The following is a 23618-nucleotide window of genomic DNA, read 5'->3' as shown; positions in this document are numbered from 1 at the left end:
CGCCCGTCGTCCCGTCAGGCCGCGACCGGCACGCTCTTGCCGGTCGCCGAGGCGACACTGCTGTGGAGATGCGCCACCAGGGCGTCGTCGAGTTTCAGGCGCGCCGCCAGCATCGAGAGGTAGCCGCGCTCGGCGGCATTGTCGACGTCGATGGCCAGGAGCGAAGCCGTGTAGATCTCGGCCGCCTCCTCCGGCGTCGCCGCGGCGCCCGCGACCGCATCGACGTCGAGCTTGGCGCGAAGTTCGTCCATCACGAACACCTTGTCGTCGGCACCGAGCGGCAGCTTGTCCATCTCCGCGAAGATGCGCGCCTGTTCTTGCGCATCGACATGACCATCGGCCTTCGCGGCGGCGATCATGGCGCGCAGCAGGTGGCGCGCCAGCGTCTGCTGGCCGGACTCGGTCGACGGGTTGAAGGGGGTGCCGCTCGGCGCCGGCAACATCGGTACCGGAGCCTGGGGCGCCTGCGTGGCCGGGGCCGCCTGCTTGCCGGCCTGCCAGTCATTGTAGGCCTTGTAGGCGAGCGCCCCGACCGCGGCCATGCCACCGAGCTTGAGAGCCTCACCGCCGATCTTGCGGCCGGCCTTGCTCCCCATCAGCAGAGCCGCCAGGCCACCGGCCAGCGCTCCGCCGCCGGCCCCACTCAGGAAGCCGCCACCACCACGCTGACTGCCGCTCGGGCCGACACCCGGGACGCCGCCCTGACCACCCATGAACTGTTCCAGCAAACGCTTCGCATCGAACATGACGCCTCGCCTTCTTGGTTAACTTGCGAGGTCAGATGATGTGCAATTATGGCAAAACCGGGAGATCTCAGGCTCGTTTCGAAAGAAATGCCGCCGCTGCAAATCCGATAGCGGCGACCAGCATGATGCCGGCCAGGCCCCACAAAACTGGCGTGTAGCCACCGAACGCGCCCCAGGCGAGCGACGCGAGCACCGGGCCGGCCGCGCGCATGACATTGGTGGGCATGGTGAGCGCCCCGGAGACGACGCCGTAGCCCTCCGGACCGATGAACTCCGGAACGGCCATGCCGCGCAGGATCGTCACGAGGCCGTTGGCGACGCCGTAAACCACGGCAAACAGGATCAGCGGATAGACGTCGGTGATACCCGTCGCGAGGAAAGCCATCGCGAGCGGAAAGGCAAAATAGATCAGGGCGCCCAGCTGGATCGTCGTGATGTGGCGTTGCCCGACCATCAGCAGCACCCGTCCGACCACTTGCATGGGACCGATCAACGCGATGATCGCCATGACCACACCGGTCGGCACGCCGCGATCGTCGAGCAGTGGTATCAAGTGAAAACTCATCGCCGAGAAGGCGAGCCCGTAGCCCGCAAAGGCGACAACGAGTCCCCAGAAAGCCGGCACGCGGATCGCCATGGCCAGCGGACTCCTCGTCGCGGCGCCATCGGCGGGCGGCCTGGCGGCCGCGATGGGCACCGGCTCAACCTCCGGCCCCGGCACGAACAGCCAGTGCATGAAGGCAACACCGAGGACGATGACCGCCAGCACGTCGAGCGCGGGCCGCCAGCCAATCCGCTCGACCAGAAACTGCGTGAAGGGAATGCCGAAGGTGCTGGCCAGGCCGCCGAGGAACGTCATCAGCAGGATCGCCTGCCTGTAACGCGGACCATAGACACGCGTGACCACCGCGAAGGCGGGCTCGTAGAGCGTCACCGCCTGGCAGGCGCCGAGCCCGATCCACAAGACGTAGAAGACCGGCAGCGATTCGACCCGCGACCAGAGGAACAGGAGCAGCGCCGCGAGCAAGGACCCGCCGGTCATCAGGAGCCGGCCGTGGCCACGGTCGATCCAGGCGCCGACGGCAATGGAACAGAGGCCGGCGGTGAGCAGCCCTGCCGAGAGGGCGCCGAACATCGCGCTGCGCGACCAGCCCAGTTCCTCTGTCATCGGCACCACGAACAGCGGGAAGGTGTAGTAGACGATGCCCCAGGTCACGAGCTGGCCCAGCGAGAGCATCCACAAGATGGTCGACGGGCGCTTTCGCCACGCTCCTCCGGCTGCGTCCTTCGCCATAATGCTGCCTGCTCTACCCACTTCCTTACAGAACGATGACCCTAACGCCGCACGGGCCACGAGGATAGACGCATGACCGACACCAAACGCATCAACCTCGCTCTGCAAGGCGGCGGCAGCCACGGCGCCTACACGTGGGGCGTGCTCGACGCGCTGATCGAGGATGGCCGTCTCGAGATCGAAGCCGTGAGCGGCACCAGCGCCGGGGCGATGAACGCCGCCATTCTCCTCCAGGGCTGGGCCCGGGGCGGCCCGGCCGGCGCGCGCGCGGCGCTGTCGGCTTTCTGGGGCGATCTCGGACGGATGTCGATCGCGAGCCCGATTCGGCGCACGCCGCTCGACCGCCTCCAGGGCAACTGGAACCTCGACGATTCACCCGGCGCCCTGTGGGCCGACCTGATCCAGCGCACGCTCACACCCTGGCAGCGCAATCCGCTCAAGTACGATCCGCTGCGCGATCTGCTGATCCGGCACTTCGACCAGGAGTCCGTTCGTGCCTGTCACCAGATCAAGGCCTTCATCGCCGCGACCAACGTGGCGACCGGCAAGGTGCGCATCTTCACCCGCGACGAGCTGTCGATCGACGCGCTTCTCGCCTCGGCCTGCCTGCCCAGTATCCACGAGGCGGTGGTGATCGACGGCGAGCCCTACTGGGATGGCGGCTTCCGCGGCAACCCGCCGATCTGGCCGTTCATCTACAACAGCGAGAGCACCGACGTGGTGATCGTGGAGGTCGACCCGCCGCACCGCGAGGACATTCCGCGTTCCAATGCAGAGATCGCCGATCGATTGAACGAGATCACCTTCGGCGGGGCGCTGATGGCGGAAATGCGCGCCATCGCCTTCGTGCAGGAGCTCATCGACAACGGCGCTCTCACCGGTGAATTCGGCGACCGCCTGAAGAAGCTGCTTATCCACTCGATCGGCGATCCGGCGACCCTTGCGCCGCTGGGGGCCGTCAGCAAGTTCAACATAGAGCCCGAATTCCTGGACTATCTATTCAAGGCCGGCCGTGCCTCCGCAACCGCCTGGCTCGCTTCGACGTTCGATAAAATCGGAGTCGAAAACAGCATCGACATCCGCGCGCGCTTTATCTGAACGGGGTCTGCGATTATATGAGCGTCTCAGCCTCGAAAGGAACGCCATGAAGTTGCGCCTGTCCAAGATTTCGACCCTTGCGCTCTCCGTTGGTCTGATTGCCGCCGCAGGGACGGCTCTTGCCTGCACGCGAACGCTCTACGTGGCCCCCGACAACACCGTCATGACCGGCCGAAACATGGACTGGGCCGAGGACATGGGCTCGAACCTCTGGGCCTTTCCGGCCGGCATGGCGCGGAACGGCGCGGCTGGCCCGCAATCCCTCACCTGGACCTCCAAGTACGGCAGCGTCATCACCTCGAGCTATGAGGTCGGTACCGCCGACGGCATGAACGAAAAGGGCCTGGTGGGGAACCTGCTCTATCTGGCCGAGTCGGAGTATGCGAAGCCCGTGCCCGGCAAGCCCTATCTCTCGATTGCGGCCTGGGTTCAGTACGTGCTGGACAATTACGCCACAGTGTCGGAAGCGGTCGAAGCGCTGGAGAAGACGCCCTTCAATCTGCTTGCACCCACCCTGCCGAACGGCAAGGCCTCCACGCTGCATCTCGCTATCTCCGACGCCACGGGCGATTCGGCGATCTTCGAATATGTCGGCGGCAAGCTTCAGGTCCATCACGGCAAGCAATATACGGTGATGACCAACTCGCCGATCTACGACCAGCAGCTCGCGCTGAACGAATACTGGAAGAGCATCGGCGGGCTCGTCTTTCTGCCCGGCACCAATCGCGCGGCCGACCGCTTCGCGCGAGCGTCGTTTCTCCTCGACGCGATCCCGCGGAAGGCCGACCCGTCCTATATCAAGAGCGTTCCCCAGCAGTCGTTCTCCAACCAGGCTGTTGCGAGCGTCATGGGCGTGATGCGCTCGGTCAGCGTGCCCCTCGGCATCACGACTCCGGACCAGCCCAACATCTCGTCGACGATCTGGCGCACCGTGTCCGATCAGAAGAACCTGGTTTACTTCTTCGACTCGGCCACGCGCCCGAACACCTTCTGGGTGTCCTTCTCCAAGCTCGATCTCAAGCCGGGTGCTCCGGTGAAGAAACTCACCATCCAGGATGGCGAGGTTTTCTCCGGTGAGACGGCCGGCGCGTTCAAGGCGGCCGAGCCGTTCAAGTTCCTGCCGGCCAATCCCAACTGAGCGATGCGGATAGGCATTGATCTCGGCGGCACGAAGATCGAAGGCCTCGTCCTGGACGATGATGGCTCGGAGCGCGCACGCTTGCGCGTCCCGACGCCGCGTGAAAGCTACGAGGCGACGGTTGCAGCCGTCGTTTCCGTGGTGCGTGACCTGGAGCGTGAGGTGGGCGCCCGCTGCCGGATCGGCATCGGTCATCCCGGCGCCATCTCGCCCGCCACGGGCCTCGTGAAGAATGCCAATTCGACCCGGCTCAACGGCCACCCTCTCGACGTAGACCTTAAAAAGGCGCTCGGTCGCGAGGATGTGCGCCTGTCGAACGACGCGAACTGTTTTGCCGTTTCGGAAGCGGCAGATGGTGCCGGTGCCGGTTGTACCGTCGTTTTCGGCGTCATCCTGGGGACGGGAGTCGGCGGCGGTATTGTCATAGATGGAAAGCCGCTGATCGGTGCCCATGCCATCGCCGGCGAGTGGGGCCACAATGCCCTGCCCCTGCCGCGCGACGACGAGCGGCCCGGCCCGGCCTGCTATTGCGGCAGACGGGGCTGCATCGAATCCTGGCTGAGCGGCCCCGCCTTCCAGATGCAGTTCGCACAAGCGTCCGGCCGCGACCTTCGTGCCACCGACATCGCCCAGGCCGCAAGGTCGGGCGATGAGTTCGCGTCGGAATGCCTGGAAAGCTACTGTGATCGCCTGGCCCGTGCGCTTGCCAGCGTCATAAACTTGCTCGATCCAAACGCCATTGTTCTGGGCGGCGGCCTGTCCAAGATACCGCAACTCTACGAGCGCGTTCCCGAGCTCTGGAAAGACTACGTCTTCTCCGAGCGAGACAGCATCGTGACGAGACTGCTTCCGCCCAAGCACGGAGATTCGAGCGGCGTGCGCGGTGCTGCCTGGCTCTGGCCGATCTAGCTTCCTCTTCGCTGCCGAGGAGAGGGAGCCTGGGCCCTCTCGAATACCCCTCTGCAGATGCGGAGCCAATTATTCGGCCCTCGAAATTCTCATAAAATGGGAAATATTGCTGCATTAATCCAGCTATAATGTTATATATCGAACCTAAATTTCTACCTGCGTTTCCTTTTGCGTGAGATCCTTATGTTCCTGTTGCGCTCCGCTGGGATTGCCCTGGCTGCCCTGATCGCCTGTTGTACCTGGGCAAGCGCTCAGACCCCCGCCGCGCTTCCCCCGGGAATGACGCAGGAACAGTTCAAGAGCCTCGTGGATGCCATCAGCGACTCCGTGACGGAGAAATTGAAGACTGAAGGCGTGACGAGCCCTCCCGCGGCAGCGCCCGCTGCGGCCCCTGCACCGGCCGCCAGCAAGTCCAAATCGAGCAAGGGCCCGCCGCCCGGCCCGAAGGTTGTCGTGACATCGCTCAAGGATCGGCCGGACGAATTCGGCGTCTTCCTCGAAAAAGCCAGCCACCTGCCCGCCGCCCTGCCCGTCCTCGGGGCGAAGATCTCGAGTATTCCCCACCTTCTCGATCGCAGCGCCCACGGTGGTCGCGGTGCATCGACCTTCCTGCTCCTGCTCGGAGCCGTCGCGGTCGCGGCGCTCGCTGCGGAAGCCGTGCTGCGACTGCTGACGCAGGGGCTTCGGGCCAGGCTGTCGAGCGACGCCGGTCCCGAATTCGGGCTTCGTTCGCTGGCGCATGTCTCTGCCCTGGCCCTGATCGACGGGCTCGGCGTCCTTGCCGTCTGGATTATCTGCCATGGCGCCACCGGTGCCTGGTTCACCGGTCCGACCGGGCAGGACAAGCTCGCGGCGGCGGTCCTGACGGGAATCTTCTCGTGGCGCCTCTACATGCTGGTGTTCCGCATCATCCTGCAGCCGAACCTCAGGGCGGCCCGGCTTTGCGACGTCGTCGACGCGGACGCTCGCGGCATGTACCTGCGAATCGCGGCCGTCATGCTGCTGATCACCCTCGGCCGCATTCTGGGTCAGGTCCTGGTCGCGATCGGCACGCCCCATGAAGCCCTAACGGCCTACCAGGTCGTGGTGGCGGCGATCTATGTCTGCGCCTTCCTCTGGCTGGTGCTGAGATCGCGTGAGGCCGCGCGGCAATGGTTCGTCGGCCTCGGCGCGCTCGCACCGGTGATCGGTACCATCGGGCGCAAGTGGGTGCCCCTCGCCACGGCCTTCTTCCTGGCGCTGGGTGCCACGCAGATCTATGGGGCGATCTCGGAGCGGGCGCATGTCGCCGGCGCGATGCTGCTGACCCTCACCCTGGTCGTCGGCATCCTGATCTTCGAGACCCTGATGCAGGCCGTCGTGCGGCGGCTCGACTCGCTGATCGCGAGCCACAAGGCGGGCAGAACGACGACCACCCTGCCCGACATCGTCGCGCGCTGCGTCCGCGTCGCCATCATCATCACCGCCGCGGTGATGATCGCCCAGAGCTGGGTCGTCGAAGTCTTCGCCCTCGTGAGCGAGAGCGAGTGGGCCCAGATAACGACCTCCTCGCGCACCGCGGGCTTCACCCTGTTCTTCGCCTTCGTGCTGTGGGAACTGCTCAAGTTCGTGACCGACCCCTACATGGGCCTGAAGAACAAGAGCGCGGCCCAGGCCATCGTCGACGGCGACGCCGCCGCCTCCCCCGCCTCGCGCATCAGCACCATGATGCCGCTGCTGCGCAGGAGCGCGGCCGTCCTGATCGCCCTGGTGGCGGTCATGATCGCGCTCGACGATTTCGGCGTGAACATCACGCCGCTGATCGCCGGCGCCTCGGTGTTCGGCATCGCCATCTCGTTCGGCAGCCAGACCCTGGTGAAGGACATCGTCTCGGGCATCTTCTACCTGACAGACGATGCCTTCCGGGTCGGCGAATACATCGACTGCGGCAAGGCCAAGGGCACGGTCGAGGGCTTCACCCTGCGCTCGCTGAAGCTGCGCCACCAGAACGGCCAGGTGCACACCATCCCGTTCGGCCAGCTCGGCCAGATCACCAATTTCAGCCGCGACTGGATCACGGTGAAGTTCAACCTTCGCTTCGCCCGCGACACCGACATCGAGAAACTGCGAAAGGCGGCGAAGAAGATCGGCACCGACATGATGGAGATGCCGGCCATCAAGTCGGAGGTGCTCGCCCCCTTCAAGATGCAGGGCGTGGCCGACATTACCGGCAGCGCGCTGCTGGTCCGTTTCAAGTTCACCGCCAGGCCGGGCAATCCGGCTGCCATCCAACGCGAAGCCATCAAGCGCATGTTCAATATCCTGCCGACCCTGGGCATCGAGTTCGCCACGGACGGCGCGGCGGTGGTCCTCCACACGACGACCGCCAGCGTCACCTCGGGACAGGTCACGCAACAGGGTTCCGACTCGCCTGCCGACGCGATGCCCATGGACACCCCGAAGGCTGCCGCAAGCTGAGGCGATCGGGCAGACGGTGGTCCACGGCCAGGCAAGCAACGAGGCGGACGGACGGCCCGATGCGGCTCGGCTCGGCTGGTGCCTTCAAGGGAAAGTGTCTCGAATGATCACGCACACAGATAGCCGCGCGGCGCTGCCGCTGCTCCGGCGATGGGCGGCTTGGGCGCTCGCCGGGGCGTTTTTCGGTCTGCTGCCCTCAGGCGTGGCGCAGGCCGAGCAAGCCGAACCGGACGGCTGGCGCTTCAACGCCACGGCCTATGGCTGGCTGACGAGCGTGAGCGGAAACGTGACGGCAAAGGGTCAGACCTTTGACATTAATGCCGGCTTCTTCGACGTCATCAACAACAGCAGTTCCGTGGCGGCTTTCAACGGCTACCTCGAGGCCGGCAAAGGACCGGTCAGCGTCTATGGCGATCTCGTCTGGTCGAGCCTCGGCTTCTCCAAGTCCGCGGCACGCTATCGCAATCCGCTGCCGCAACTCACCGTCGCCGGCGTCGCCAACGCCCAGGCCAGCTATACGATGACCATCGTCGAAGTGGGTGGCCTCTACGAACTCAAGCGCTGGGCGCCCAGCGAGGGCTCCTTCACGGCGTTGGATGCGCTGCTGGGTTTCCGGTACTGGAACAATTCGGTCACCGCCAACCTCGGTGCGACGATCACCGGCGATCTCTACAACATGGGCTTCGAGCGATCGTTCGGGCTGGCCACCGCCCGCTCCGGCACGCTCGACTGGATCGATCCGATCGTGGGCCTGCGCCTGCGCCACCAGTTTGCACCGGGTCAGAACGCCTTCGTTCGTGGCGACGTCGGCGGGTTCGGCCTGGGCAGCGTCTTCGCCTGGCAGGCCGTCGCGGCTTACACCTATTCATGGCAGCGTCAGGGTTACGCCTTGGGCGCCACCTTAGGCTATCGCGCGCTCTCGACCAGCTATACGACGGGCTCGGGCCTCAACACCGGAGGCGTAGACCTGATCCTGCATGGCCCGCTGATCGGCTTCAGCGTCCGATTCTAGGGTTCCGTGGCTACTTGCACTCCGGCTTCGGAAGCGGCTCCAGGCGGGTGATGCGGTACTCGATGCCGCCCTCGCCCTGTTCGTGGGTGCCGTAGAGCTCGATCCCGTTGTCCAGCGTGATGCTGCTCATCTCGAAGGCGGGCTCGCCAGCCCCCTTCCCCTCGGCGTCGAAGAAGCCCGCGCGGTAGTAGATTCGGGTGCGGCCGTCGACCAGTTCCTCGGCCCCCTCGGGGATCTTCACGTCAGCCAGGCGCCTCGGCACCTTGCCGATCACGGCATTGACCTGCTGGGGCGGCTTAACCTTGTCGCCGAAGAAGAACCGCGCATCGATGCCGTTCTCCCCAGCCTTGGCGGCGCGAATGGTCGCGCGCGCGATGGCCACCGGAAACATCGTGCCCGCCGGCAGCGCCACCGTCTGGTTCGGCGGATCGCTGAACCGCGCCTCCCCGGTGCCGTCGTCGGACATGGTCGCCTCGCCCTTCATCAGGCTGGCCTGCTTGCCGCCGACGACGGAACGATGCTCAAACGTCAGCTTCCTGCCGTCCTTGCTCTCGGTCATCTGCGTCTGCTGCTCGCTGACCACCGTCGCCCCCTGCCCCGCCGTCTCCAGCCGGAGCCGCTGGTAGATCACGTAGCCGTCACAGGTGAGCTTCAGCTCGTAGGCATAGGTGCCGGGCGTGTTGCCCGTCGCCTTGCCATTCTCGATCGCGCTCACCTCGTAGACGGCACGATGAGGCGCCATCTCCTGCGCCATCGCCGGAGCCGCGAGGACGAGAAGACCGGCGGGCATTAGCAGGCGGCTAATCAGCATCGTGGCCTCGGCAGGGCTTGAAGTTGAACGAGACGGGAATCCACGGCGAAGTCACCGTAGTCCAACAGCATCGAACGCGCGATGCCGTTGCCCAGCAAGTCGAGGGCCAATTCGTACTCCGGCGGGGCCCCCTGGTCACCCGTGGCGAAGAAGGCGAACCGCACACTCCATGCGGGTTGGTTGCGCAGGAGCGCCACGTCACCGCGCACCACCGGCGCCCCGGTCTGGCGCGGCGGCCGTCCGATCACGGCATTCACCTGGAATGCTCCGTCGAGGCGGGCGCCGTCGAACACCAGATAGGAAGCCGTTTTGTCGCCGTCGCGGGCGTGACGAAGGACCAGCATGAGGTGGGTCGTCGGGAACAGCGTCCCGGCGGGCAGCTCGAAGCTGCGGGCCTCGGGCAAGGTGAAGCTCGCCCGCCCTTTGGCTCCGGGCGCCTCGAGATCGGCATGGCCGCGCAACTCTTCCTCGACCTCGTTGTCCTGGATGTTGCGGACGCTGAAGCGAAGCGAGAGACCGTCCTTGGTTTCGTAGCTGGTGAAGCTCGAATCGGTGGTGAATTCGTCGCCGTCGTTGCGCAGGAAGGTGAGCTTGATCCGCTGCTTGACCTCCCAGCCCTCGCAGGCCTCGACGGTCTCCAGCACCATTCGCCCGTTTACCTCGACGATCCCGCTGTTGGGACGCGCAACCGCCAGCTTCATGTCGTAGGTCGCGCGATGCGGCACCAGCGGCTGGTCCGGCTGTTGCGCATCGGCGCGATTTATCCACAGGCCAAGCAACAGAAGAAGGCCGACGGCAGCGACGACAACCGCTGTTTGGATGGGAGGACGGCGAATACTATACGTGGTCAACTGACGATGGCTTGAAAGGCCAGACCTTGTAGCCGGGCTGGCAAGCGTAATATCCATGCGCGCGGAACACCAGAATGATCGCCTGCGTCAGGGCTGCACAGGGAGGAATTCGTCAATGAACACGGGCAAGCCCAGGGTCATCGCCACACGCCACTTCCCGCCGGAGGTGGAGGCGCGCCTGGCGGCAAACTTCGACGCGCAGCTCAACCCCGAAGACAGGCTCTACGACGGCGCGGCACTCGCCAAGGCCGCGACCGGCTTCGACGGCATCATGTGTGCCGCCGGCGACGCCCTGAATGCCGCCACCATCGCCGCCCTGCCCGCCTCGGTCCGCATGATCGCCACCTTCTCGGTCGGCTACGAGCACGTCGACGTGGCGGCCGCGGCCACGCGCAACATCGTCGTGAGCAACACGCCCGACGTGCTGACAGACGCTACCGCGGACATCACCATGCTTTGCCTGCTTGGCGCCGCGCGTCGGGCGCACGAGGGCGCGACCATGCTACGAACCCATAACTGGGTGGGCTGGACGCCGACGCAGCTCATGGGCACCCAGGTCACCGGCAAGAGGCTGGGCATTCTGGGAATGGGACGCATCGGCCAGGCCACGGCCGACCGTGCCCGCGCCTTCCGCATGCAGATTCACTACTCCAACCGCACGAGACTGGCGCCCGATCTCGAGAAAGGCGCGATCTTCCACGCCGATCCCGACGCGATGCTGCCGCATTGCGACTTCCTCTCGATCAACGCCCCAATGACGGCCGCGACGGCAAAGTGGGTGAATGCCGCGCGCATCGCCCTGCTGCCCAAGGGCGCCATCGTGGTGAACACCGCCCGTGGCGGCGTGGTAGACGACGAGGCCCTGATCGCCGCGTTGAGGAGCGGCCACCTCGCCTCGGCCGGTCTCGACGTCTTCGACGGCGAGCCGCGCATCCATCAGGGCTATTACGAGTTGGAGAACGCGTTCCTGCTACCGCACATGGGCTCGGCCACGGTCGAGACCCGTAATGCGATGGGCTTCAAGGCGCTCGACAATCTCGAGGCGTTCCTCCTCAGGGGGCAGGCGCCGCCGGACCTCGTGAAGGCTTCTTAGACGAACGCTGGGCTGTTTTCGCCTTCTTGGGCTTACTCGGGGCCGAGGATACGGCCGGCGCGGATGGAGCCCGCTCCGGGACCGGTTCGACGGCTGCCGTCATGGGCGCCTGGCGTGCGACCGGCGCCGGTGCAGGCGCGCGTGTCGGCGGGGCTTCGTAAGCGGCCGCTTCCCAGCTCACGGCCGGCGTGTCGGACGCGGGCCGCAGCGGCGAGGAATAGGAGACGCCGCTCTCGGAGACCGAACGCTGCGGCTCGGTATAATCGGTGTCGTAAGGGTCTCCACCGTCCGCGCGCTGGCTGCACATCTGACGGCCACGGAAAACGCGCCAGATCGCGCAATCCTTCTTGGTGACCACGGAAGCAATGTGGTCGGTCGAGGTCTTGTTGGAAGTCGCCAGCAGTCCTCCATCGGCGGCGTAGCTTGCCGCCGAAACGGCGACAGGCACCCCACAGGCACTCGTCAAGAGAGCCACTCCCACCACCATCGGCAGCAGGAACAGGGAAGAGAGCTGAAATGAGCTCATAATCTTCTTTATGAAAAGACTATAACCCATTGATGTTACTGAACCTTGCCGGTTCAGTCAATTTGCACTCTTCCCTGAGGATTCTAGTCCTTCCGCGGCGGCGGAAGGCGCAGCCCGATATGCAGCTCGCGCAGCTTCTCCGCCGGCACCTCCGCGGGTGCGTCCATCATCAGATCGACCGCCGACTGGTTCATCGGGAAGGTGATGATCTCGCGAATGTTCGGCTCGTCGGCCAGCAGCATCACGATACGATCGACGCCCGGCGCCGCACCGCCGTGCGGCGGCGCGCCGAACTTGAAAGCGTTCAGCATGCCGCCGAAACGCGCCTCGACCTCTTCGTTGCTGTAGCCCGCGATGCCGAACGCCTTGTACATGATGTCCGGCTTGTGGTTCCGGATCGCACCCGAGCACAGTTCGATGCCGTTGCAGACGATGTCGTACTGCCAGGCCTTGATGGTGAGTGGGTCCTGCGTCTCGAGCGCCTCGAGACCGCCCTGCGGCATCGAGAACGGATTGTGGCTGAAGTCGATCTTCTTCAGCTTGTCGTCGTACTCGAACATCGGGAAGTCGACGACCCAGCACAGCGCGAACTGGTCTTCGTCGATCACGCCCAGCTCCTGCGCGATCTTGGTCCGCGCCTGGCCGGCGAACTTCCAGGCGGTGTCTGCCGTGTCGGCCACGAAGAACACCGAATCACCGTCCTCGGCGCCGGTCAGCTCCTTCAGCTTGGCCAGCCGCTCGTCGGCCACGAACTTGGCGATCGGGCCCTTCCCGGCCCCGTTCTCCAGGGTGATGTAGCCAAGGCCCGGCTTGCCCTCGCCCTGGGCCCAGCTGTTCAGCTTGTCGAAGAAGCTGCGCGGCTGGCTGGCGGCCTTGGGTGCCCGGATGGCACGGACCACGCCGCCCTTGGCCACGATGCCCGCGAAGACCTTGAAGTCGGAGCCGGCGAAGACCTCGCCCACCTCGAAGATGCGCAGCGGGTTGCGCAGGTCGGGCTTGTCCGTCCCGAACGAGAGGAGCGCCTCGGCGAACGGGATGCGCGGGAACGGAAAGGCCGAGACCTTGCGCGGCGTCTCGCGGTTGAACGAGGCGAATTCCTGGAAAACGCCGCCCAGCACCGGCTCGATCGCCTCGAACACGTCGTCCTGGGTGACGAAGCTCATCTCGAAATCGAGCTGGTAGAACTCGCCCGGAGACCGGTCGGCCCGGGCGTCCTCGTCGCGGAAACAGGGCGCGATCTGGAAGTACCGGTCAAAGCCCGACACCATCAGCAGCTGCTTGAACATCTGCGGCGCCTGCGGCAGGGCGTAGAACTTGCCGGGGTGGAGGCGGCTCGGCACGAGGTAGGAGCGCGCGCCCTCGGGGCTGTCCGCCGTCAGGATCGGCGTCTGGAACTCGGTGAAGCCTTGGTCGATCATCCGCCGGCGCAGGCTCGCGATCACCTGACTGCGCAGAATGATGTTCTTGTGAAGCTTTTCCTTACGCAGGTCGAGGAAGCGGTACTTGAGCCGCAGCTCCTCCGGCGTCGTGTCGTTCTCCTGATAGACCGGGATCGGCAGCGGATCGGCCATGGACTGCACGATCAGGTCGGCCGCATCGAGTTCGACCGCACCAGTCGCCAGCCTGGCATTCACCGTCGAAGCCTCGCGGGCCACCACCTTGCCAGTCACCGTGATCACGCTCTCGGTGCGGACGGACTCGGCGGCCTTGAAGACGGGGCTCGAGACGTCCATCACCACCTGGGTCACGCCATAATGGTCCCGCAGGTCGATGAACAGCAGATTGCCATGGTCGCGCTTGCGCTGCACCCAGCCTGAAAGACGGGCCTGCTGGCCGACATGCTCGGGCCGCAACTGGCCGCACGTATGGGTTCGGTAGACTGAAGACATGACGTATTTTCCGGGTTTGGAGGCCCGGCAAAAGGCACCGAAAGCCGAGGCAAGTCAAGGGAATGGCCGGTTTCCGTTCACGGCAACTTTGCCGAAGGCGCCGCGGGGTCTATAGATCGTCTCCAATGAAGCTCATCACAACGACCGACGAGTTGGCGGCATTCTGCAAGCCCCTCGCCCAGACCGAGTTTATCGCCGTCGACACCGAGTTCATGCGTGAGCGGACCTACTGGCCCAAGCTCTGCCTGGCCCAGGTCGCCGGCCCTGACGACGCGGCCGCGATCGACACGCTGGCCGAGGGGATCGACCTCGCGCCGCTCGACGAGCTGATGGTCAATCCCAAGGTGCTCAAGGTCTTCCATGCGGCCCGCCAGGACCTGGAAATCTTCTACCTGCGTCTCCAGGAGGTGCCGGGCCCGCTGTTCGACACCCAGGTCGCCGCCATGGTCTGTGGCCACGGCGAAGCGGCTTCCTACGAATCGCTCGCGACTCGTCTAGCCAAAGCCAAGATCGACAAGTCGAGCCGGTTCACGGACTGGAGCCGGCGGCCGCTCAGCGAGCGGCAGATCACCTACGCGCTCTCGGACGTCACCCACCTGAGGGTGGTCTACGAAAAGCTGAAGAAGCAGCTCGACAAGACGGGCCGTTTCTCCTGGATCGCCGAGGAAATGGCCGTCCTGAGCGATCCCTCGATCTATCGCGCCGACCCCGAACAGGCCTGGCGCCGGCTGAAGCCTCGGGGCGCCTCCCCGCGCATGATGGCCGTCCTGAAGGAGATCGCGGCGTGGCGTGAGCGCACGGCGCAGCGCATCGACATTCCGCGCCAGCGACTGGTGCGCGACGAGCAGCTCCTCGAGATCGCGAGCCACGCGCCGAAATCGATCGACGAGCTGGCCGCGACGCGCGGCCTCGGGCGCGGCTTCGCCGAGGGCTGGCAGGGACGCGAGCTCATGGAAGCCATCGAGCGGGCCCGGGCCCTGCCGGAATCCGAGTTGCCGGTGCGCGACAAGACCCCCGAGCAACTGCGGGCGCCGGGGGCAATCGTCGACCTCCTGCGCACGCTTCTGCGTCTCAAGGCGGAACAGTCTGGCGTCGCCGGCCGCCTCGTGGCGAGCGCCGACGAACTCGACCGCCTGGCGGCTGGCAAGCGCGACATCGCGGCCCTGAAGGGCTGGCGCAACGAAGTGTTCGGGTCGGATGCGGTGGATTTGATCGAGGGCCGGCTGGCGCTCGCGCTCAACGGGGATCAGCCCAAGCTGATCCAGCTGCCGCCGGACAAGTAAGCGCCTCCGTCAGGCGGTCACGATCATCGGCCTGAGGTCGAAGGCCTGTGCGGCGGTCTCGAGCCGCCGCGCGGTGACGTCCCCCAGGCTGCGCTTGAGCGCCGTCGGCACCAGCAGGCGCAGTTCCCGCTCGGTCCGGCGCAACTGCAGCTGCGGCAGGAGGCCGGGCGCGCCGCCGCTCAGATTGTAGGCCAGCCGCAGGCAGGCGCCGAGGCGCCGCGCGAAGCTGCGTCCCTTGCTGTCGGTCAGGCGCAGCGCCGTGTCGATCATCGCCGCCTTGGGCTCGCTTTTGTAGCGGTAGGTCAGCGTCATCGCGAGGATGGCGCGCTCGCGATGGCTCATCCCCGGCGACGGCAGGTGCAGCACCCGGAAGTAGGCCTGGTCGGCGCGGTAGTCGGGATGGTCGTCCCACGAAATGTCGCTGAGATGGCAGGCGGCCGTGCGCAGAATCCGTTCGCTCTCGCTCTCGTCCGCGAAGGCCGACGACAGCCAGTCGAAAATCTCCTGCGGCGAGAGGTCGAATCGGTGCCAGCTCTCACCCTGCTCTTCGGCGAAAGCGATCAGTGGATGACGCGCCCGCTCCTGCTCGCTCAGCCGCGAATAGTAGAACCCCTCGCGCAGGCCGAACGCCGAGAAGACCACGGCCCTGGGCTTCAGGACCGCCAGCAGCCTGTCGAGAGCCAGACAGGCCAGCGGCAGCGTGTCGACGCGGCGGCGCGAGACGCCCGCCATCTTCTCCAGCGACTTCGGGCTCTGGACGGCGATCAGACGGGCCACCGCCCGCGCCTCGTCGGCCGGGATCTCGTATTGATGGATGATGTGCAGCGGGTAACCCGCCTGCTCCATGTGCAGGCGGGCGAAGGCGCGCCACGCGCCCCCTACCGCATAAAACGTCTTTCCCTGCTCCTCGCGCAGCCAGCGCACGCCCTCGATGGCGTCGACGACGGCCTTGCGGGGGTCGCCCTTGCCCGACGACATCAGCCGCAGCGGGCCGACCGGCAGCGTCGTGGAAGAGCCGAGACGCCCTTGGGAGAGCGAGGCCAGTTCGAGACTGCCGCCGCCCAGGTCACCCATGACACCCTCGGCGCCGGGCATGCCGCACATGACGCCATAGCCCGAGTAGCGCGCCTCGTCCTGACCGCTCACCGTATGGGCGACGATGCCGGGGCGGCTGGCCAGTTCGCGCATGAAGTCGGCGCCGTCGGCCGCATCGCGCACGGCGGCGGTCGCCAGCAGGTCGAGCGACGTGACCTTCATGTTGTGTGCCAGGGTCGCGAAGCGGTCGATGTTGGCCAGCGCCATCTCGACGCCTTCCGGATTGAGGCGCCCGGTGGCGTCGAGCCCCCGCGCCAGACCGCACAGGACTTTCTCGTTGAAGACCGGCAACGGGGCGCGGCTCGCCCGCTCATAGACCACGAGCCGGATCGAATTCGAGCCGACGTCGATGATACCAACGCGGCCCTTCCGGAGAGGGGTGCGCGAGGCGGTGGCGCCTGCGGTCGGGTGGCCGTCCATGCGCGCTCCCTCTAGCCGAAACCGGGACGGATTACAGCGCCAATTCGTGCGCGACCCGACGCCGCTGGCCGCTCAGGAACTCAGAACCAGCCGAGGCACCGCTCCGCTCAGCTTCAACGCGCTGCCGCGCCCGGAGAGCGACGGGTTCGTCATGAAATAGTGGTGCGCGATGAACGGTTCCTTGCCGGTCGGCGGCCGATGATAGTTACCGTCTTGTGACATCAGCCAGCTCTGACCGTCGTCCTTGAGGTTGGCCACCATGATCTGGTCGAGGACCTGCTCGCGCACGGTCTGGTTCTCGACCGGGCACAGGAGTTCGACGCGACGGTCGAGGTTGCGCGGCATCCAGTCGGCGGACGACAGGAACACCTTGGCCTCCATCGACGGCAGAGCGCGGCCATTGCCGAAACAGATGATGCGTGCGTGCTCGAGGAAGCGCCCCACCACGCTCTTCACGCGGATATGCTCGCTGAGCCCCGGAACGCCCGGCCTGAGGCAGCAGATGCCGCGCACGACCAGATCGATCTGCACGCCGGCATTCGATGCCGCATACAGGCGATCGATCAAGGCACCGTCGACCAGGGAATTGAGCTTGGCCCAGATCGCCGCCGGCTTCCCGGCCTTGGCATTCTCGATCTCGGCATCGATCAGGCTGTAGAGGGTCGGCCGCAACGTCACGGGGGCGAAGGCGATCTTCTCCATCTGTTCGGGCCGAGCGTAGCCGGTCATGTAGTTGAACAGGCGCGCGGCGTCGCGGCACATCGCCGGATCGCAGGTGAAGAACGACAGGTCGGTGTAGATGCGTGCCGTGATCGGATGATAGTTTCCGGTCCCGAAATGCACGTAGGTCCGGATCGACTGCGCCTCGCGACGCACCACCATCGAGACCTTGGCGTGCGTCTTGAGGTCGATGAAGCCGTAGACTACCTGGACGCCGGCACGCTCCAGATCGCGCGCCCAGCGGATGTTGGCCTCCTCGTCGAAGCGGGCCTTGAGTTCGACGAGTGCCGACACGGTCTTGCCGGCTTCGGCGGCCGCGATCAGCTCCTTGACGATCGGTGAATCGGCGCTGGTGCGATACAGGGTCTGCTTGATGGCCACGACCGCGGGATCGCGCGCCGCCTGGCGCAGGAACTGCACCACGACGTCGAAGCTCTCGTAGGGATGATGGACGACGATGTCCTTGGCGCGGATCGCCGCGAAGCAGTCGCCGCCGAAATCGCGGATGCGCTCGGGAAAGCGCGCATTGTACGGTGCGAACTTGAGGTCGGCCCGGTCGTCGATAATCACCGCCTTCACGTCGCCGATGTTGAGCATGCGGTCGAGATGGAAGACATGGACGGTCTGCGTCTGCTCAGGAATCTCGAGCTGGTCGAACAGGAAGTCGCGCAGCTCGGCGGGCATCGCGCTGTTGACCGAGATGGAGATCAGGTCGCCGCGGCGGCGGCGTTTCAGGGCGCTCTCGTAGAGAAGGACGAGGTCCTCGGCCTCCTCGTTGATCTCGACGTCGCTGTCGCGGATCACGCGAAAGAACGCGCGTTCGATCACCTCGTAGCCGGGGAACAGGCGCGGCAGGTAGATGTCGATCAGGTCCTCGAGCGGCAGGAAACGGATGTCCGGTCCCGGCAAGCGGACGAAGCGGTCGACCTGCGGCGGCAACGGCAGCAACGCCATCAGCGGACGGCGGTCGTCACGCCGCTGCAGCTTCAGGATGGCCGAGAAGCCGCCATTGGGAATGAAGGGAAACGGATGCGCCGGGTCGATCGCCAGCGGCGTCAGGATCGGGAAGACCTGGTCGATGAAATAGGTGTCGAGCCAGCTCCGCTCCGCCTCCGTGAGTTCGCCCGCGTCAATCACCGCGATGCCCGCTTCGCGCAGATCGTCCTGCAGCGACGCCCAGACATCCTGCTGATGGGCCATCAGGGTCGAGGCGCGCTCGCGGATCGCCACGAGCTGTTCGGCCGGCGTCATGCCGTCATCGCTCAGCATCGTGGACCGCGTCTGGAGCATGTCGACCAGACCCGCGACCCGGACCATGTAGAATTCGTCGAGGTTCGCGGCGGAGATCGACAGGAAGCGCACCCGTTCCAGCAGCGGATGGCGCTTGTTCGTCGCCTCCTCCAGCACGCGGGTGTTGAAGGCCAGCCACGACAATTCACGATTGATGAAGCGTCGCGGGCTGTCGGGTGGTATTTCGAGCGAAGCCGGATCGGCGGAGTTGAGCGCGTCCATGTGGACCCCGGTGGGGGCACTCTCCCTGAAATTATGCACAGGAACGGTAGCGTCTCAACATGACCCTGTCATGGCATTTAACTAAACCATTGTTCCGGTTGGATTTATTGGAATGACGGGCGTGAAGAACATTCTCCTCCTGCGCCACGCAAAATCCGCCTGGGACATGCCGCACGAGAGCGATCACGACCGCCCGCTCAACGATCGCGGCGAACGCGCGGCCCGGACCATGGCCGGCCATATTGCTGCCAAGGCTCCCCGCCCCGATCTGATTCTATGTTCGACGGCAGTCAGGACGCGCCAGACCTTGGCGCCGCTGGTGAATGCCCTCGGCAGTCCCGCGCCGCCGATCTCGCTCGAGAAGCAGCTCTACCTCGCCTCCGAGAGCGAACTCCTGGAGCGCCTGCAGGCCTTGCCCGAGGATGTCGAGACCGTGCTGCTGATCGGCCACAATGAGGGCATCGGCGAACTGGCGGGTGCCCTGGCCGGACACGGCCCGCGGGAGGCGCTGGAGCGCCTGCGGGACAAGTACCCCACCGGCGCCCTGGCCGCGCTCCGCGCCCCGCAAGGTCCCTGGAGTGCCCTTACTCCAGGGATGTGCGAGCTACTCGCTTTCGTCCGGCCGCGCGATTTCGAGCCGCGCTGACGCGTCAGTAGGTGCCGGGATACTGCCCGCCATCCATCAGGATGTTCTGGCCGGTCATGTAGCCCGCATGAACGCTGCACAGGAAGGCGCACATCATGCCGAACTCCTCGGCCGTGCCGAAGCGGCCGGCCGGATGGGCCTTGGCCGCGGTCGCATACTCTTCGTCGAAGCTGCGCCCGGCTTTGGCGGCACGCGCCTTCGTGGTGCCGCGCAGGCGATCGGTGTCGAAGGGGCCCGGCAGCAGACCGTTGATCGTGACGCCGTGACGGATCGTCGTGCGCGCGACGCCGGCCACGAAGCCGGTGAGGCCCGAGCGCGCGCCGTTGCTGAGGCCCAGAATGTCGATCGGCGCCTTCACCGAACTCGAGGTGATGTTCACGATCCGCCCGAAGCCGCGCTTCATCATGCCGTCGACGCTCGCCTTGATGAACTCGATCGGCGTCAGCATGTTGGCGTCGAGCGCCTTGATCCAGTCCTCGCGGTTCCAGTCGCGGAAGTTGCCCGGGGGCGGACCGCCGGCGTTGTTGACGATGATGTCCGGCTCGGGACAGGCGGCCAGCACCTGCTTGCGGCCCTCCTCGGTCGTGACGTCGACGGCGACCGCCGTGACGTTCACGCCGTACTTCTTGCGGATCTCCTCGGCCGTCGCCTCGAGTTCGGACTTCGTGCGTGCGTTGATCACGAGATCGACGCCCTCGCCGGCCAGCGCCTCGGCGCAGCCGCGCCCCAGTCCCTTGCTCGCCGCGCAGACGATCGCCTTGCGGCCCCTGATGCCCATGTCCATTTGCGTTTCCTCTCCTAATTCACGCGCGTCCAGATTTGTGTCTTGCCGAACATCGGCGTGCCGACGAAGCCGCGCAGGCGCAGCTTGCCGTCCGGCTGGAGGCTGATGTTGGCGCTGTAGGTCTTGCCGTCCTCGCCGTTGTAGATCTTGCCGTCCTCGAAGGTGTTGGGCTGGGCGGCCTGCTTGAAGCCCCAGATCAGCGGCATGCCGATCACCTTGCGCGTGCGCAGCGCCGGGTTCTCGTTGCGATAGTCAGTGGCGGCATCGGGCGCGACCGCCGCGCCGTCCGGCCCCTTTGGGTCGATGAGATTGGCGACATAGCCGCAGATCGGGCCGCTCGCCGCATCCGGGCAAGGTCCGATCTTGATCTGGGCGACGCCCGACTCCGAGAGCCAGGTTCCCATGACCGAGCCCTGCTGAGCCGAGGCGGCCGTCGCCATGAGACTGAGCGCGCAAACAGCCAGGATCGTTTTCATCACTTCCTCCCTCTCACGAGGTACCGGCGAGGTCGGCCAGCACATCCATCGCCAGGCGGCGGTCGATCTCGCGCCGCTCGACCAGGGCGCGCCGGTCGAGCGCGGCCACGACATGACGGGCCGCATCGGCAGACCGCTCCATGTGCGAGACGAGATACTGCACGACGCCGGCGCCGGCGTGCAATTGCCGGTCCGCCAGCTGCTTCAGAATGATCGAACCCAGCAACTCGTCGTCGGGCGGTGCGACCGCGACGGCCGGCGCGGCGCGGAGCCGCGAGGCGAGGTCGGGCAAGGCGATCGACCAGCGGGCGGGCGGTTCGCCGGAGGTCAGCAGCATGTGCCCGCCGCGCTCGCGCACGAGATTGTAGAGATGGAAAAGAGCCCGCTCGGGCGCCCGATCCGCCTCCTCGATCACGATGGTGCGCGAGGCCGTCGCCAGGTCCGTGAGGTCGGCGACGTTGCGGCCCTCGAGATCCCGGCCGGCCATCACGGTCGCACCGCTGCGCGCGGCCCAGATGCGTCCGAGATGGGTCTTGCCGCATCCGGTCGGACCACTCAGCGACAGAGCCGGTGCCGGCCAGTCCGGCCAGCGGTCGATCCAGGCGAGCGCTTCCCGGTTTCCGTCCGCAACGACGAAATCCTCCCGGGCGTAGGTCGGTGGCGGCAGGGCGAGATCCAGGGTGAGCTGGTTTGCCATGGGCCTGCTCAACTGGGAGCACCGCCGCGATAGAGATCGCTGTCGCGATAGCGGGCGATGAAGTGGCGGGCAACCACGCCGAGGATCGCCGCCACCGGAACGGCGATCAGCACACCGGTGAAGCCGAACAGCGAGCCGCCGGCCAGCAGCGCAAACATGATCCAGACCGGATGCAGGCCGACGCGGTCGCCGACCAGCTTGGGCGAGAGGAAGTTCCCCTCCAGCATCTGGCCGACCACGAACACCGCCGCGACCTTCAGCACGCCGATCCACTCCGGCGGGAACTGTGCGAGCGCCATGCCCAGCGCCATAACCCCGCCCACGAAAGTGCCGACGAACGGAATGAAGGAGATGGCGCCCGCGATCAGCCCGATGACGAGGCCGAACTGCAATCCCACCAAGGTGAGGCCGATCCCGTAGAAGGTTCCGAGGGCGAGGCAGACCAGCGCCTGGCCGCGTACGAAACCGGCGATGGCGGCATTCGATTCGGCCGTGAGCTTGCGGATCGTGTCGGCGTGTTCGAGGGGCAGCGAGTTGTCGATTGCCGCAACCAGCTTCTCCCAGTCCCGAAGCATGTAGAAGGTCACCACAGGCGTGATGAAGAGCAGGCCGAGCAGATTGATGATCGCCACGCCACGCTCGGCGAGCGCCCCGGCGATGCCTCCCGCGACGGCCAGCCCCTTGCCCGCCCACTGCGTCGCCTCCGACTGCAGATCGTGAAGGCTGAGCGGCTCGAGGCCGAGTCTGATCCGCAGCGGTTCGAGCAGGGGCTGGATGCGGCCGAGCGCCTTGACGATGTATTCGGGGGCACTGGTGATCAGCGACTGGATCTGCCCGAACAGGGGCGGCAGGATCGCCATCACGACACCCACGCCCACCAGGACCGCCACGACCGTCACCACGGTGGTTGCCATGGTGCGCGACAGGCCGGCGCGCTGCAGCCGCACCACGACCGGGTCGAGGAAGTAGGCCACCACCATCCCCACGACGAACGGCAGCAGAATATCGTTCAGCAGCCACATCAGCAGCAAGAAGCTCGCGGCGGCCGCGACCCAGAAGATCCAGCGTCCCGTGGCGGTTTGCCCCATCCGATCAGACTCCCGCGCGCGCACTAGCGCGGCTGCAATTGCCAGCGCCCCATGTCCTGGGACAGATTCAGCCCCGCCTGGGCCAGCGTACGCTGCAGTTCCTCGGGCGTGCCGAAGATGTCGAGCCGGAGCTCCGCACGGTCGGATTCGAGCGTCTTCACCGTCACCGATTTCACGGCCGGAATGGCGCCGAGCCGCTGCCGCACCTGGACCCAGTCGGAGAGCGCGCGAATGGGCACGACGACGTCCAGCGAGTCCTGCGAATCGCGACGGACGGTGCCGATGCTGCGCCAGTCCTGATCGGCCTTGGAGTGGATCGCCTTCACGGCCGCCGGGAGGTCTGCCGCACTGGCGACCGGAATCGGCGGAATTTCGCTGCGGGCGCCGGTCTGGGTGTCGTAGCGCAGGCCACCGACCGTGAGCCCGCCGCTCGTCTTGTCGCCCTCCACGGTGGCCACGATGATCGTCGGCGCCCGATAGCGCTGGTTGAGCCGCGCCAGCGCGGAGACGTCACCGACATAGGCCTGTTCGGCCGAGAGCGCGCCCTGGTCGGTCGGGTCGCCGCGAACCAGGGTGACCGGGACGGCGCTGCCGGCACTGTCGAGCTGCTGCCAGGCCTCGCGCCAGGCATTGCGGTCGCCGAGCGGCTCCACCCCGGCAGGGCCCTTCCACAGGGGGATCACCAGCGCCGGCCGCGACACGGTCTCGACCACCCGGGCGCCCGCTCCGCTCAGGTACGACTTCACAGCATCGGGCACGAAAACGACGTTCAGGGTGGCGCTGTAGCGGCCGGGCGCCGGGCGTTCGCGCACGAACTCGATGCCGCGCACCATGTTCTCGAGCTGCGCTTCGTCGACCTGCGGTAACCGTGCACGATCCTCCGCCGGCACCAGCCGGTCCACGAGGAGGCCCAACGCCTTGCGCCGCGCCTCCCGAATGCCCTGTGCCCGGGCTTGTACGGCGTCGGACCCGCTGACATCGACATCCACGCCGGTGACGTCGTACCCGGTGCCCGCGGCAGACTGCGCCAGGGTGACGTTAGCGGCGAGGACCGCCAGGAGCACGGCAGCTAT

Annotated in this window: 21 protein-coding genes; 8 read left to right on the top strand and 13 right to left on the bottom strand. The window is 66.2% G+C overall.

All coding sequences use genetic code 11. The features are described from left to right. Positions 1-14: 14 nt before the first annotated feature. Entirely contained in the window at positions 15-746 is a 732-nt protein-coding gene (locus tag ACO07K_RS09615; protein WP_422035709.1) for a tellurite resistance TerB family protein, read from the bottom strand. Positions 747-813: 67 nt separating this feature from the next. Further along, positions 814-2040, bottom strand: a complete 1227-nt coding sequence (locus ACO07K_RS09610) for an MFS transporter (RefSeq protein ID WP_422035707.1) — start codon at positions 2038-2040, stop codon at positions 814-816. Positions 2041-2112: 72 nt separating this feature from the next. Between ACO07K_RS09610 and ACO07K_RS09605 the strand changes: the two genes are divergently transcribed. The 5 genes from ACO07K_RS09605 to ACO07K_RS09585 all read left to right on the top strand — a co-directional run bounded on the left by ACO07K_RS09605 (position 2113) and on the right by ACO07K_RS09585 (position 8654). Continuing rightward, the gene (locus ACO07K_RS09605; RefSeq protein WP_422035706.1) at positions 2113-3138 is read left to right on the top strand and encodes a patatin-like phospholipase family protein; all 1026 of its coding nucleotides are present in this window, start codon (positions 2113-2115) and stop codon (positions 3136-3138) included. A 46-nt stretch (positions 3139-3184) separates the two neighbouring features. Beyond that, positions 3185-4276, top strand: coding sequence for a linear amide C-N hydrolase (locus ACO07K_RS09600; protein WP_422035705.1), 1092 nt, complete (start codon positions 3185-3187; stop codon positions 4274-4276). A 3-nt stretch (positions 4277-4279) separates the two neighbouring features. Further along, a complete protein-coding gene (locus tag ACO07K_RS09595; protein WP_422035704.1) occupies positions 4280-5185 on the top strand; it encodes an ROK family protein in 906 nt (301 codons plus the stop codon). A 453-nt stretch (positions 5186-5638) separates the two neighbouring features. Next, the gene (locus tag ACO07K_RS09590; RefSeq protein ID WP_422035703.1) at positions 5639-7642 is read left to right on the top strand and encodes a mechanosensitive ion channel family protein; all 2004 of its coding nucleotides are present in this window, start codon (positions 5639-5641) and stop codon (positions 7640-7642) included. Positions 7643-7745: 103 nt separating this feature from the next. After that, entirely contained in the window at positions 7746-8654 is a 909-nt protein-coding gene (locus tag ACO07K_RS09585; RefSeq protein WP_422035702.1) for a hypothetical protein, read from the top strand. A gap of 10 nt (positions 8655-8664) precedes the next feature. Here the strand turns inward: ACO07K_RS09585 and ACO07K_RS09580 are convergent, their stop codons facing one another. After that, the gene (locus ACO07K_RS09580; protein WP_422035701.1) at positions 8665-9465 is read right to left on the bottom strand and encodes an EipB family protein; all 801 of its coding nucleotides are present in this window, start codon (positions 9463-9465) and stop codon (positions 8665-8667) included. Then, on the bottom strand, positions 9459-10373 hold the full coding sequence (locus tag ACO07K_RS09575) for an EipB family protein (RefSeq protein WP_422035700.1): 915 nt from the start codon (positions 10371-10373) through the stop codon (positions 9459-9461). The genes ACO07K_RS09580 and ACO07K_RS09575 overlap by 7 nt, the downstream gene beginning before the upstream one ends. Positions 10374-10431: 58 nt before the next feature. Between ACO07K_RS09575 and ACO07K_RS09570 the strand changes: the two genes are divergently transcribed. Continuing rightward, a complete protein-coding gene (locus tag ACO07K_RS09570; RefSeq protein ID WP_422035699.1) occupies positions 10432-11409 on the top strand; it encodes a 2-hydroxyacid dehydrogenase in 978 nt (325 codons plus the stop codon). On the opposite strand, the gene ACO07K_RS09565 is transcribed toward ACO07K_RS09570, so the two are convergent. Both ACO07K_RS09565 and aspS read right to left on the bottom strand, forming a co-directional pair. After that, positions 11369-11965 carry a hypothetical protein gene (locus ACO07K_RS09565; RefSeq protein WP_422035698.1) on the bottom strand — a complete coding sequence of 199 codons (597 nt, stop codon included), beginning with the start codon at positions 11963-11965 and terminating at the stop codon, positions 11369-11371. The two genes, ACO07K_RS09570 and ACO07K_RS09565, sit on opposite strands and share 41 nt — an antisense overlap. Before the next feature lie 53 nt (positions 11966-12018). Further along, positions 12019-13824, bottom strand: a complete 1806-nt coding sequence (gene aspS, locus ACO07K_RS09560; protein ID WP_422035697.1) for an aspartate--tRNA ligase — start codon at positions 13822-13824, stop codon at positions 12019-12021. Between the two features lie 125 nt (positions 13825-13949). On the opposite strand from aspS, the gene rnd reads away from it, so the two are divergent. Continuing rightward, positions 13950-15107 carry a ribonuclease D gene (rnd, locus tag ACO07K_RS09555; protein WP_422035696.1) on the top strand — a complete coding sequence of 386 codons (1158 nt, stop codon included), beginning with the start codon at positions 13950-13952 and terminating at the stop codon, positions 15105-15107. A gap of 9 nt (positions 15108-15116) precedes the next feature. Here the strand turns inward: rnd and ACO07K_RS09550 are convergent, their stop codons facing one another. Both ACO07K_RS09550 and ACO07K_RS09545 read right to left on the bottom strand, forming a co-directional pair. Continuing rightward, a complete protein-coding gene (locus ACO07K_RS09550; RefSeq protein WP_422035694.1) occupies positions 15117-16622 on the bottom strand; it encodes an exopolyphosphatase in 1506 nt (501 codons plus the stop codon). Positions 16623-16694: 72 nt separating this feature from the next. Next, complete coding sequence (locus ACO07K_RS09545) at positions 16695-18854, bottom strand: RNA degradosome polyphosphate kinase (RefSeq protein ID WP_422035693.1); 2160 nt, start codon at positions 18852-18854, stop codon at positions 16695-16697. Between the two features lie 121 nt (positions 18855-18975). On the opposite strand from ACO07K_RS09545, the gene ACO07K_RS09540 reads away from it, so the two are divergent. Further along, positions 18976-19500: a SixA phosphatase family protein gene (locus ACO07K_RS09540; protein ID WP_422035692.1), complete on the top strand. Its 525-nt coding sequence runs from the start codon at positions 18976-18978 to the stop codon at positions 19498-19500. A gap of 4 nt (positions 19501-19504) precedes the next feature. Here the strand turns inward: ACO07K_RS09540 and ACO07K_RS09535 are convergent, their stop codons facing one another. From ACO07K_RS09535 to ACO07K_RS09515, 5 genes are read right to left on the bottom strand one after another with little or no spacing between them, the layout of a single operon-like run. Continuing rightward, positions 19505-20284 carry an SDR family oxidoreductase gene (locus ACO07K_RS09535; RefSeq protein ID WP_422035691.1) on the bottom strand — a complete coding sequence of 260 codons (780 nt, stop codon included), beginning with the start codon at positions 20282-20284 and terminating at the stop codon, positions 19505-19507. A 14-nt stretch (positions 20285-20298) separates the two neighbouring features. Next, positions 20299-20760 carry a DUF2147 domain-containing protein gene (locus ACO07K_RS09530; RefSeq protein ID WP_422035690.1) on the bottom strand — a complete coding sequence of 154 codons (462 nt, stop codon included), beginning with the start codon at positions 20758-20760 and terminating at the stop codon, positions 20299-20301. Between the two features lie 13 nt (positions 20761-20773). Next, positions 20774-21457: a chromosomal replication initiator DnaA gene (locus ACO07K_RS09525; RefSeq protein ID WP_422035689.1), complete on the bottom strand. Its 684-nt coding sequence runs from the start codon at positions 21455-21457 to the stop codon at positions 20774-20776. 8 nt (positions 21458-21465) lie between these two features. After that, the gene (locus tag ACO07K_RS09520) at positions 21466-22545 is read right to left on the bottom strand and encodes an AI-2E family transporter (RefSeq protein WP_422035688.1); all 1080 of its coding nucleotides are present in this window, start codon (positions 22543-22545) and stop codon (positions 21466-21468) included. Positions 22546-22568: 23 nt separating this feature from the next. Beyond that, entirely contained in the window at positions 22569-23609 is a 1041-nt protein-coding gene (locus ACO07K_RS09515; protein WP_422035687.1) for a DUF2066 domain-containing protein, read from the bottom strand. Positions 23610-23618: the final 9 nt, after the last annotated feature.

Origin of the sequence: Reyranella sp. (assembly GCF_965228225.1) — a bacterium.
Classification (GTDB): domain Bacteria; phylum Pseudomonadota; class Alphaproteobacteria; order Reyranellales; family Reyranellaceae; genus Reyranella.
This window is presented reverse-complemented; position numbering and strand designations above follow the sequence as displayed.

Bases quoted from the DNA above. Each gene is read 5' to 3' on its own strand.
- ACO07K_RS09595 (WP_422035704.1), top strand. From the start codon at position 4,280: ATGCGGATAGGCATTGATCTCGGCGGCACGAAGATCGAAGGCCTCGTC.
- ACO07K_RS09605 (WP_422035706.1), top strand. From the start codon at position 2,113: ATGACCGACACCAAACGCATCAACCTCGCTCTGCAAGGCGGCGGCAGC.
- ACO07K_RS09575 (WP_422035700.1), bottom strand. From the start codon at position 10,373: ATGGATATTACGCTTGCCAGCCCGGCTACAAGGTCTGGCCTTTCAAGC.
- rnd (WP_422035696.1), top strand. From the start codon at position 13,950: ATGAAGCTCATCACAACGACCGACGAGTTGGCGGCATTCTGCAAGCCC.
- aspS (WP_422035697.1), bottom strand. From the start codon at position 13,824: ATGTCTTCAGTCTACCGAACCCATACGTGCGGCCAGTTGCGGCCCGAG.
- ACO07K_RS09535 (WP_422035691.1), bottom strand. From the start codon at position 20,284: ATGGACATGGGCATCAGGGGCCGCAAGGCGATCGTCTGCGCGGCGAGC.
- ACO07K_RS09600 (WP_422035705.1), top strand. From the start codon at position 3,185: ATGAAGTTGCGCCTGTCCAAGATTTCGACCCTTGCGCTCTCCGTTGGT.
- ACO07K_RS09530 (WP_422035690.1), bottom strand. From the start codon at position 20,760: ATGAAAACGATCCTGGCTGTTTGCGCGCTCAGTCTCATGGCGACGGCC.
- ACO07K_RS09585 (WP_422035702.1), top strand. From the start codon at position 7,746: ATGATCACGCACACAGATAGCCGCGCGGCGCTGCCGCTGCTCCGGCGA.
- ACO07K_RS09580 (WP_422035701.1), bottom strand. From the start codon at position 9,465: ATGCTGATTAGCCGCCTGCTAATGCCCGCCGGTCTTCTCGTCCTCGCG.
- ACO07K_RS09545 (WP_422035693.1), bottom strand. From the start codon at position 18,854: ATGGACGCGCTCAACTCCGCCGATCCGGCTTCGCTCGAAATACCACCC.
- ACO07K_RS09570 (WP_422035699.1), top strand. From the start codon at position 10,432: ATGAACACGGGCAAGCCCAGGGTCATCGCCACACGCCACTTCCCGCCG.
- ACO07K_RS09610 (WP_422035707.1), bottom strand. From the start codon at position 2,040: ATGGCGAAGGACGCAGCCGGAGGAGCGTGGCGAAAGCGCCCGTCGACC.
- ACO07K_RS09565 (WP_422035698.1), bottom strand. From the start codon at position 11,965: ATGGGTTATAGTCTTTTCATAAAGAAGATTATGAGCTCATTTCAGCTC.
- ACO07K_RS09615 (WP_422035709.1), bottom strand. From the start codon at position 746: ATGTTCGATGCGAAGCGTTTGCTGGAACAGTTCATGGGTGGTCAGGGC.
- ACO07K_RS09525 (WP_422035689.1), bottom strand. From the start codon at position 21,457: ATGGCAAACCAGCTCACCCTGGATCTCGCCCTGCCGCCACCGACCTAC.
- ACO07K_RS09550 (WP_422035694.1), bottom strand. From the start codon at position 16,622: ATGGACGGCCACCCGACCGCAGGCGCCACCGCCTCGCGCACCCCTCTC.
- ACO07K_RS09520 (WP_422035688.1), bottom strand. From the start codon at position 22,545: ATGGGGCAAACCGCCACGGGACGCTGGATCTTCTGGGTCGCGGCCGCC.